The organism is Rothia nasimurium (assembly GCF_004569295.1).
Classification (GTDB): domain Bacteria; phylum Actinomycetota; class Actinomycetes; order Actinomycetales; family Micrococcaceae; genus Rothia; species Rothia nasimurium_B.
Map to the genome: position 1 here is coordinate 1 of NZ_SPQC01000064.1, position 9,825 is coordinate 9,825.

The window sequence follows — 9,825 nt, forward strand, 5'->3', positions numbered from 1 at the left end:
ACTCTCACTCGTGCGAGTTGGGATTTCTCGGTTCCGGCTTTGGCCTGAATTCGCTATGTGACTAGGTGTTTTGTCGCTTGGTGGGTTTCCCCTGTGCCGTGGCGACTCGTAATACTCTACGCAGGTTCAAAACACTTCGCAAGTCGAAAATGACCCCAAAAGCCGCCCCTAGGCGTCCGCACCCCCATTTTCAGCCCCGCAAAGCACCCCCATCGACAATATTTACCCTAGTCACAGACGACTAGTGAGGCAGGTCTATGGCTCACATCTATGACCCACTGCACCTAAAATTCTTTGAAAAACCTTCGAAACTACCCCAAGCTGCCCTTCTCTACCCCTTTTCAAGGAATAACCGCACCCTTTCTGCCCGTTATGTCAGGCATACACAACCCCTATATAGAGAAGGACATTCACCATGCCAGCCCTATCCCTGCTCGACTTTGCCCTCATTTTCCCGGGTGAACGCCCCGCAGACAGCTTCAAACGCTCTGTAGCTCTAGCCCAGCACGCAGAGAAGCTCGGCTACGAACGCATCTGGTACGCAGAACACCACAACATGCAGCGCATTGCCTCAGCTGCCCCGGCAGTGCTTATTGCCCACGTTGGTGCACAGACCTCAACCATTCGACTGGGAGCTGGCGGCGTCATGCTGCCCAACCACTCTCCCCTCACCGTGGCAGAACAGTTCGGCACCCTGGCCGAAATGTACCCCGACCGTATCGACCTGGGTCTGGGCCGGGCACCCGGCACCGATATGCGCACCCTCGCTGCCCTACGCCGGGACCCGCAGGACGCAGAGAACTTCCCCCAGGATGTCCAGGAACTCGCAGGCTATCTGAGCGGGGACACCCGTGTGCCTGGCGTCCACGCCACCCCGGGGGTAGGGACAAATGTGCCCCTCTACATTTTGGGCTCCTCCCTCTTCGGCGCTTCCCTCGCTGGTGCCCTGGGCCTGCCCTATGCCTTTGCCTCCCACTTCGCCCCCACTTACCTGGAACAGGCTATAGCGGTCTACCGCGAGCGCTTCACCCCCTCAGAGCAGCTAGAGCAGCCCTACGTAATCGCGGCAGCTAACGTGATTGCCGCCGATACAGAAGAGGACGCCCGCGCCCAGCAGGTGATTGCGCACCGGCAGCGGGTGAAGTCCATGATGCGCTTAGACGACCGCGACCTGAGCGACGATGAACTGGATATGCTGGTCGCTTCACCCCAGGGCCAGCAGATCCTGGACATGCTGCGCTACACCGCGGTAGGTACCTCGGAGCAGGTAGGTGACTACCTCACCCGCTTCGCTGATTCGGTACAGGCCAACGAGCTGATGATTTCTAACCTCTCCCCCAGCACGGAACAGGCCCACCGAGGCCTTGAGGTGCTGGCACAGGCCATGATTCAGAAGTAGGGGCAAAAGTAAGTACCCCAGTTTTTGTGCATATACCCCGCGATAAAGAGGGGGTATATGCACAAAAACTGGGGTACGTGCCTTAACGGGGGCGTTAGCCTTCTAGAAAAGCCAAGACCGCGCGGACGCGGCGGTTGCCAGTATCGGCGGGTAGGTCGAGCTTGTCGAAGATATTGCCCACGTGCTTGGCGACGGTTGCCGGGGATATGAAAAGTTCAGCTTCAATCTCTGCGTTTGACCGCCCCCCCCGGGGCCATGAGCCGCAGAATTTCCAGCTCGCGTGGGGAGAGCCTGGCCAGTTTGCCCCCTACCGGGTGGGTTGCCTGGCCGGGCTGGCGGGCAGACGCTCCCCCTCTTCCTACCCCGGGGTAGGAAGAGGGGGTGAGGGCGTCCGCGCCGGAAGTACCCGCCGGGGTACCGGGTATCTGCCCGGCCATCTGCCCGCTAGAGGTGCCACCGAGAAGGTGCTGGACGACGTCCGGGTCGATGACGGTGCCACCTGCAACCACGGTTTCGAGGGCGCGGGCGAATTCTTCGACGTCCCCCACCCTGTCTTTGAGCAGGTAGCCCAGCCCCGCCGCAGAGCGGGCGAAAAGTTCGCGGGCGTAGGCGGTGGTGATGTACTGGGAGAGCACCACGATGGGCAGGCCGGGGTAGGTCTCGCGCAGCTGTAGGGCGGCTTTAAGGCCGTCAGAGGTGTAGGTAGGAGGCATGCGCACATCGGTGATGACGGCGTCGACGCCCTCCCCCGCCATTGCTGCCTCAACGGCGGTGAGCAGGGTGGGGGCGTCCTCTGCTTCTGCAAGCACGGAGTGCCCCAGCGCTCCTAGTACCATCGTCAGCCCCTGGCGGAGCAGGGCGGAATCTTCGGCGAGGATAATGCGCATGGGGCACCTTTCGTGACAACGTTTCACGTGAAACGCTACAGGGTTGTTGGGCCCTTGGGTAGGGGCAGGGCCAGGGTCAGGCGGGTGGGGCCACCGGCAGGGGAATCCACCTGCACCGTGCCACCCAGGGCGGCTGCGCGTTCTACCAGGCCGGCGAGGCCGGTGCCGCGGGCGGGGTCAGCGCCGCCGATGCCGTTGTCCTCAACCATGACTACCAGGGACTCGCCGGCGACAAACGCTGACAGCGAGACGAACTGGGCCTGGGCGTGCTTGAGGGTGTTGGTCAGGGCCTCATTGACGGTGTAGTAGGCGGTGCGTTCGATATCGCGCGGCAGGCGGACGGGGGCGTCGTAGGTCAGGTGGACCGGCAGGACGCTGTGGCGCACCAGTTCTTCCAGGGCAGCTTTGAGGCCGTGGTCTTCGAGCACTGCCGGGTAGATACCGCGGACGGTGTCGCGCAGGGTCTGCTGGGCGTGGGAAAGCTGGGTGCGGGCCTCGGTGACGTGGTTGAGCAGGGCTGCGGCGCGGGCGTCCTGAGTATCGGCGGCCAGGTTCTTCGCTTCCATCTCGGCCAGGCCAAGGCGCAGGTTGAGGTTGACCAGTTCCTGCTGGACGCCGTCGTGCAGGTTGCGTTCGATACGGCGGCGTTCGCCCTCGAAGGCGTCGACGATGGTGGCGCGGGAGGCGGTCAGGCGGGCTAGTTCGCGTTCCTGTTCCTCGGGGCGGGAGGACAAGATCAGCTTGGAGAGGCTAGCGCCGGTGGCGGCCAGCAGGCCGTTGACGTAGGCAAAGGCGATGAGCAGGACGGGGATAGCTGCCAGGAAGACCCACCAGTACTGGGGAGTAACTTCAAAGATCTGGCCGCTTGAGGGAAGAATACCCTGGTTGATGTAGTAGTTCATTTCCCCCTGGGAGTAGAGGGAAAGGTGCTGCCAGTCAAGGTAGAGCCTGTTCCCTATGCCCAGGTAGTAGGTTACCGCGCTGGTGCCGACAAGGGCCATGACCTGCAGGCCGAGTACTGCACCTGCCAGCCAGCCCCAGAGCGAGGTCAGCGCCAGGGAGCCGACCTCGCGCCAGGTGGCGATTTCCTTGAGGCGGAAGAAGACTCCCTGCCAGAAGCTGGCGTTGGGGTAGTCGACGTGGCCGTTAGCGATTATCCCGTGGCCGGTCTTTGCTAGGCGCCAGCGTTCATAGACCGCAAACCCGATAGCGACAAAGGGTAGAACCGCGATACCGATAATGGAGGCGGTCAGGCCGGTCACCAGGGAGGCAACGATGCCCTGGGCTACCAGCACGGCAAACGCGATCCAGGGGCCAGCAGTAAAAATGTAGAAGGGGTTAGCCATACGGCGCCACAGGCTCTTGACGGGCTTGGGCTGGTCGGCGGGGTCAGTATCAAAGGACGCCGGTGTTTGGCTCCCTGCCGCGGGTGCGGCAGGTGCGGCGTCGTGCAGGGTGTAATCGGTGCTTGTCATGCTTCTATTCTTTCGCGGCTACTGCCCGCGCACAGTGGGGCGGTCTCTACTCTTACTCCACCCGCACCCCAGCTGCCAGGTAGAGCTAGCTCTACCCCGGGCGTCCTGACCGCTTCTTCAACACCTTATCGGCACCCACCACCCCGCGCAGCAGCTGCGGATCAATCTCGACACCCTCACGCACAATCGACAGCTGGCCGGTAGCCTCCAGCACCACGCACTGTACCTGACTCAGCTGCGACACCCCAGCCTTCCGCAGGGCCGCGTAAACCTCAGCCGGCGCCAAATGCGAGCGCTTCAAATGGCGCACCACAAACTTACCGTGAGCCATAATCACCCGGGGCTTGTGGTTAATGTGCCGGATGCCGGTCACCGACTGCACCGCACCAAAGATACTCTCCAGTAGCATGAGCGTGCCCAGCCCCACAATGCCAGACGCCAGCGTCGGCGGGTGCCCAATAATCACGCGGCCAGCCACCGCGCCAAACATAATGATGATGACCGCATCAAAACCGTTCCAGCCGCTTAGCACCCGCACCCCAAAGATACGCACCAGCACCAAAAAGGTCAGGTAGATACCCAGGGCAGAGAGCATCACAATCGGAATACGCCAGGGCTCAATACCCAAATACTCAATCAGAGCAGGGCCCCACCCCTGCGGCGGCTCAAACACAGTCACCAGCCCCTCTTCTCGCTGTCTACTTGCTAGCGGCAAGGGCCGCGGTCAGCTCCTTCACCAGCGCCCCCAGACGGAAACGCTCAGGAGCCACAGGCACAATACCCACCTCTTCAAGAGGCTCAGCCGTCACCGGCCCCACAGCAGCAGCAATAGTCCCCGCTTTAAAAGCCTCAACCACCTGCGGCAACACCCCGCGAGTCGACGCCGCCTCAAACAGGGCAGACACCGCAGGAGCAGCAGTAAACGTCACCGCATCCAGCTCAGAGCTCACCAGGGCATCAATCAACTCATCCACCAGCTCAGGACGCTCAGGAGCCTCCCACCGGTGCGGCACCACAGCCGCCACCCGCGCCCCCGCATCCACCAAACGCCGCTCCTCGGTAGCATCCGGCGACCCGTGCTGCTGAACCACCACATGCAACCCAGCCACACCACGCTCAAGTGCCAAATCCACCAAAGCCGACGTACGCTCCTGCGCCGCCATACCAGCGTCCTCAAACCCCAAACCACGCACCGCACCCCGGCCCTTAGCGCCACGCACCAAAATCGTAGTCCCCGCAAGAGCCTGCCGCAGCTGCTCCTCAAGGCCTCGCTCGCGGGCAGAGTCGAACCAACCATTCAGGCCGTAACCGGTAGTGACCAGCAGGACGTCGGGGTGGTGGGCGATGATGTGGTCGGTGGCCGCGTGCAACTCGGTGTCGTCTGCTACCGGCACAATACGGACGGTGGGGGCCACCAGCACACGCGCCCCCTGCCGCTCGAAAGCAGCAACCTGCTCCTGAATACGACGGGAGGCTGTCACGGCAATGGTCTTACCGGCCAGCAGGCCGGCATCGGGGGCGGCGGACGCGCGGAGTGAAGGAGCTGAGGAAGTCATAACACCAGGGTACCGCCGGGGTAGAACACGCGGTAGAACTATCCTAAACGTTTAGAGCCTTCGCGCACACTCAAATGGCGACGCGACGGACCCACATGTTGGCGTCCTGCGCCCAGGCAAGCATGAGATCGTCGTTAGGGTTACGCCAGAGAATCTCACCGACCATGGTGTCGAGGCGGTCAACGGTGTCCCACCAGCTTTTCTCTTCAATGAGATCGCGCAACCAGTCAATGTCTTCAGGTTCGAGGTAGCGGCGCAGGGCATGTAGATAGTCGAGCGCGGCGTACTGGAACTCCCGTTCCGGAGCCTGCCAGCAAACCTCAACGAAGCTGCGGTCTATGCCCTGAGTCTTAACGTCTACCCGGGCCTCTGCCAGCAGGGGTTTGATGAGTTCCCGGCACTGCGGGGTTTTAATTCCCAGGAAGGGGAATTGATCGCGCATGTAGGCGGCCATGGGGGGCGGCATTGGCGGGATTGGACGACGCAACCAGGGTTTCATGCAAGGCAGAGAAGTTCATAGAGCTCTTTCAGGTGATGAGTTGGGGTTTGCGAACGGGGTTTTTAGTCCACCCTACACAATTCAACAGGTGGTGATATTATTCTACACCTGATGAATTTCATCTACGGGTGGGGAATTTTGGGTAGACTGGGCGTATGGCAGCTCAGCACTCTACTACTTCCGGCTCGCCCCGCGGACGACGCAGCGGCGGCACCCGCTCCCGCGACGATATTCTGCAGGCAGCTACTGCCCTCTTTGCTAAACACGGGTTCGAGGGTACCTCTGTGCGGGCTATCGCCACGCAGGCCCAGGTTGACCCCGCCCTCATTCGACATTTCTTTGGGTCAAAAGAAGCCCTTTTCACAACCCTGCTCAACGATGCAATGGAGTTTTCACCCCGCCAAACTGCATCACCCAGCAGCGGCGACTGGGCTACCGATCTTGTCGCGGCCTACCTGCACCTGTGGGAATCGCCCGAGACAGGGCCGCTGCTTATAGGTCTAGTTCGTTCGGCTCTTGCGTCAGCCACGGGAGCACCCGCCATCAAGGAAGCTCTGGCGCGGCACCTTACCCAAAGCTGTACTGACCCACTGAAGCCTAGCCTGGATGAGGCGTCCGCGGAGCTCCTAAGCGCCCACCTGCTAGGGGTAGCGGTAGGGCGTTACCTTCTGGGGCTCCTCCACCTTGCCGCGCTCAGCACCGACGAATTGGCTGAATGCACTGCACCGGCAGTCCGGAGCTATCTTGAGGGGAATTCTCGCTCCCGCAAGACCCGGCCCGAGTCGAAAAAGAAGAGCCCCCAGGAGCAGCTGTCGCTGTTTGACGGCCTGTTCTAACGAAAGGGCCGACTCCTGGGGGCTTGTTTTTAGGCTGGGGCTAGAAGGTCTCGGTGCCGGTGTAAGAATCGTGCACCATGTTGGCAAAGCGCGAGTAGTGGCCCTGAAAGGCAACCGCGATAGTCTTGGTGGGGCCGTTACGGTGCTTAGCGACAATGACGTCCGCCTCGCCTGCGCGGGTTGATTCTTTCTCGTAGTAGTCCTCGCGGTGCAAGAGAATGACCATATCAGCGTCCTGTTCAATCGAGCCCGACTCGCGAAGGTCCGACACCTGCGGCTTCTTATCAGTGCGCTGTTCAGAGCCACGATTCAGCTGCGAGAGGGCAATCAGAGGCACCTCAAGCTCCTTAGCCATCAGCTTGAGAGCACGCGAGAACTCCGAAACTTCCTGCTGGCGCGACTCAACCTTCTTACCCGAGCTCATCAGCTGCAGGTAGTCCAGAACAATCAGCTTGAGGTTATTCTTCTGCTTCAGGCGGCGGGCCTTAGCGCGAATCTCCATCAGGGTCATGTTGGGTGAATCGTCGATAAAGAGCGGAGCGGAATCCATCTTGCCCATGGCGGTAGCAATCTTGGCCCACTGGTCATCGTCCAGCTTGCCCTTACGCAGATCAGACAGATTAATGCCAGCCTCAGCCGACAGAATCTTCATCGCAATTTCGTTGCGGCCCATTTCCAGGGAGAAGAACACCGTGGTCATACCGTGCTTAATGGCAGCAGACCGGGCGATGTCTAAGGCAAATGTGGAATTATGGGTGGGCACAAAAGCGCGAGAAGCCAAGAAAAGATGCTGCTCATTATCCACCTCAATACAGCGCACCGGCACAGAATCAACAGGCTCCACAGCAACAATGTAGCGAGAGCTCCGCTTAGGGGTCGGACAGGCATCGCGGTCACGGTACATTTGCTTCTTGCGAGACAGAGCAAAAACAGAATCAGAGGAAGAGAAGGTCAGCTTGTAGGCCGTCGACGTAGCCTCGCTATTACCCTTGACCTTTTTTGTTGCCATACCCGTGCGGTACCCCAAAGAAAGCGCCAGCTCCTGGGTATCGTATGCCAGCTGGCGGTTCGTAACCGTGAACTGAATACACCCGGCGTTTGTAACGGTGCCGTCGCTATCGAGCAGCCCTGCCAGCAAAGCTCGGCGCTGCGCTTCAGAGGCCCGTAGGTACTGCATAGGAATGTGCTTATTATTCAGAACACCCAAAGTACGCAGGCTCTCAGCACTCGGAGCCAAGACTGTTGAGTCATCACCCAACCAAATTCCCAGAGTGTATGGGGCCACTAGCAGGTCAGCTTCGGGAAGCTGGAGCGGACGAGTGTTAGCAATGGAGTGATTGGCTCGACGGTCAGCCGTCGCACAGCGAACCGTCTCACGAATCTCAGCGGTGGTGCGCACCTGCGCGCCCACGGACGTCCGCACACGCCCCCCACCTGAACCCGCCAGAGCTGACGAGCGTGCCCGACGGGACGCGCAGGTTTCGGTGAGCCACTGGTGCTCGGCGTCCGCAATGATTTCGGTTCCGTCATCAAAAATGACCTTAAAGCAGGGACGCCCGGTCATCACGTCGGTAGCGTTCGTGACGGTTGTGGGGTGCCCGTCTGCGCCCAGAACGGTGTCGCCCACGCGGATATCGCCCATGGTGGTCCAGCCTGTGGGGGTGGGGATGGGGGTATCAAGGGCGAGCGCTTTACCCATCGCCGGACGCGCCGCGATCACGATCATCTGCCCGGCCTGCAGGCCGGCGGTGAGCTCGTCGAACTCGATGAAGCCGGTGGGCACGCCGTGGACGCCGCCGTCGCGGGAGCCGTTGGCCTCAATCTCTTCGACCGTGCTGTTCATGGCCTCTGAGAGGGGGACGTAGTCTTCCTTGGTGTTGTTGGCAGAGACACCGTAAATCTCGGCCTGGGCGGCGTTGACCAGAGCCTCGGCCTCGCCGTCGCCAGAGTAGCCCAGCTGCACAATTTTGGTACCAGCCTCAACCAGGCGGCGGAGCATGGCGCGTTCGGCCACGATTTCGGCGTAGAACCCGGCGTTAGCTGCGGTGGGAACGCCCGCAATCAGGGAGTGCAGGTAGGCCGCCCCGCCCACGCGGTTCAGCTCGCCGCGCTTGGTTAGCTCATCGGCTACGGTGATGGCATCCGCCGGCTCACCGTGCCCGTAGAGGTGGATGATGGCCTCATAAATCATCTCGTGGGCGGGCTTGTAGAAGTCAGCGCCGCCGCCGATGACCTCAACGACGTCGGCGATGGCGTCCTTGGAGAGCATCATGCCGCCCAGTACAGACTGCTCGGCAGTGTCGTCGTGCGGCGGTGTGCGGACGAACTCAGACTGGCTCTCAGACAAGGCGACCCCCTCGGTAGTGAAGAATATGGTGAGCTTCTATCATCTCACCTGCGAGCGCCCGGAGACCACCGCTTCGCTGTGAGACTAGACGTTGGTGAGGCAGTAGTAGACGGCAAAGAGGGCATAGAGCAGTACCAGGGTGGGGGCGACGGGCACTTCCTAGGAGGCCGAGGGGAACAGCGAGTAGGTGCGCTACGGGAGGCCAGGATGAGGACGACGCCGATAGCCATCAGGGCGATAGCCGACCTAGCATTGTGGGGTCGGCGGTGTGTAGCACCTGCCCGGCCTGGCCTCTGTAGACAGCAACCAAACCGAGGATAAGCCCTAGATCGAAAACGATGACGCCGCCGAAAGCGGCAGGGAGAAGGTTGAATAAAACCCAGGAGGGTTCGGAGTAGGTCAGTCCAGCGATAAAGGCAGCAAGGGCAAGCCCAATTCCACCCCAGATAAGTAGTCCTGCTGCTCGGTTGAGGGCGGGAGTTGTGACGGTAGGGGAAAGAGTCATGACTGCCTCCTTTGGTGCTCACAACGACAGTGGTGTGATGGGCTTAACTTTATCTCGGTAGCATGGGTTCTAGCTAGAGTACTTAAGTACTAGAGATTGAGCTGGCTAGCGCCAAGAGGGGCTGGTCGTAGTCAGAGAAAGGACGCCGGTGGGCAGCACAAAGAACAAGGGCAAGGACACCAAGGAGCTCAAAGCTGAGGTGAAGTACCTGAAGAAGGGGCAGAAGCAGCTGCTCAAGCGGGTGGAGAAGCTGGAAAAGGCGCTCGCCAACCTGCAGGGTTCGGCGCCCGCTACCTCCCCTGTGCAGACCCCAACCCACCC

At 60.9% G+C, this 9,825-nt stretch carries 10 protein-coding genes; 2 read left to right on the forward strand and 8 right to left on the reverse strand.

The annotated features are described in order from the left end of the window. Positions 1-415: 415 nt before the first annotated feature. Positions 416-1,399: an LLM class flavin-dependent oxidoreductase gene (locus tag E4U03_RS11805; RefSeq protein WP_135013924.1), complete on the forward strand. Its 984-nt coding sequence runs from the start codon at positions 416-418 to the stop codon at positions 1,397-1,399. A 94-nt stretch (positions 1,400-1,493) separates the two neighbouring features. Here E4U03_RS11805 and E4U03_RS13450 read toward each other — a convergent pair whose 3' ends face one another. The 6 genes from E4U03_RS13450 to E4U03_RS11830 all read right to left on the reverse strand — a co-directional run bounded on the left by E4U03_RS13450 (position 1,494) and on the right by E4U03_RS11830 (position 5,816). After that, on the reverse strand, positions 1,494-1,625 hold the full coding sequence (locus tag E4U03_RS13450) for a hypothetical protein (protein WP_322785926.1): 132 nt from the start codon (positions 1,623-1,625) through the stop codon (positions 1,494-1,496). Then, positions 1,621-2,286, reverse strand: coding sequence for a response regulator (locus tag E4U03_RS13455; RefSeq protein WP_228066255.1), 666 nt, complete (start codon positions 2,284-2,286; stop codon positions 1,621-1,623). Before E4U03_RS13455 ends, E4U03_RS13450 begins: the two co-directional genes overlap by 5 nt. A gap of 35 nt (positions 2,287-2,321) precedes the next feature. Then, on the reverse strand, positions 2,322-3,761 hold the full coding sequence (locus tag E4U03_RS11815; protein ID WP_135013925.1) for a sensor histidine kinase: 1,440 nt from the start codon (positions 3,759-3,761) through the stop codon (positions 2,322-2,324). Between the two features lie 91 nt (positions 3,762-3,852). Continuing rightward, on the reverse strand, positions 3,853-4,440 hold the full coding sequence (locus tag E4U03_RS11820; protein ID WP_245207729.1) for a DUF421 domain-containing protein: 588 nt from the start codon (positions 4,438-4,440) through the stop codon (positions 3,853-3,855). Positions 4,441-4,459: 19 nt separating this feature from the next. Then, positions 4,460-5,317 (reverse strand): uroporphyrinogen-III synthase, encoded by an 858-nt coding sequence (locus E4U03_RS11825; RefSeq protein ID WP_135013926.1) that lies wholly within the window; start codon positions 5,315-5,317, stop codon positions 4,460-4,462. 70 nt (positions 5,318-5,387) lie between these two features. Continuing rightward, entirely contained in the window at positions 5,388-5,816 is a 429-nt protein-coding gene (locus E4U03_RS11830; protein ID WP_135013927.1) for a DNA alkylation repair protein, read from the reverse strand. A 155-nt stretch (positions 5,817-5,971) separates the two neighbouring features. Here E4U03_RS11830 and E4U03_RS11835 point away from each other — a divergent pair, with 155 nt between their 5' ends. Next, on the forward strand, positions 5,972-6,652 hold the full coding sequence (locus E4U03_RS11835; RefSeq protein WP_135013928.1) for a TetR/AcrR family transcriptional regulator: 681 nt from the start codon (positions 5,972-5,974) through the stop codon (positions 6,650-6,652). Positions 6,653-6,692: 40 nt separating this feature from the next. Here the strand turns inward: E4U03_RS11835 and dnaB are convergent, their stop codons facing one another. Both dnaB and E4U03_RS11845 read right to left on the reverse strand, forming a co-directional pair. After that, positions 6,693-8,999, reverse strand: a complete 2,307-nt coding sequence (gene dnaB / locus E4U03_RS11840) for a replicative DNA helicase (RefSeq protein ID WP_228066257.1) — start codon at positions 8,997-8,999, stop codon at positions 6,693-6,695. A 229-nt stretch (positions 9,000-9,228) separates the two neighbouring features. After that, entirely contained in the window at positions 9,229-9,504 is a 276-nt protein-coding gene (locus E4U03_RS11845; protein ID WP_135013929.1) for a hypothetical protein, read from the reverse strand. Between the last annotated feature and the right edge of the window lie 321 nt (positions 9,505-9,825).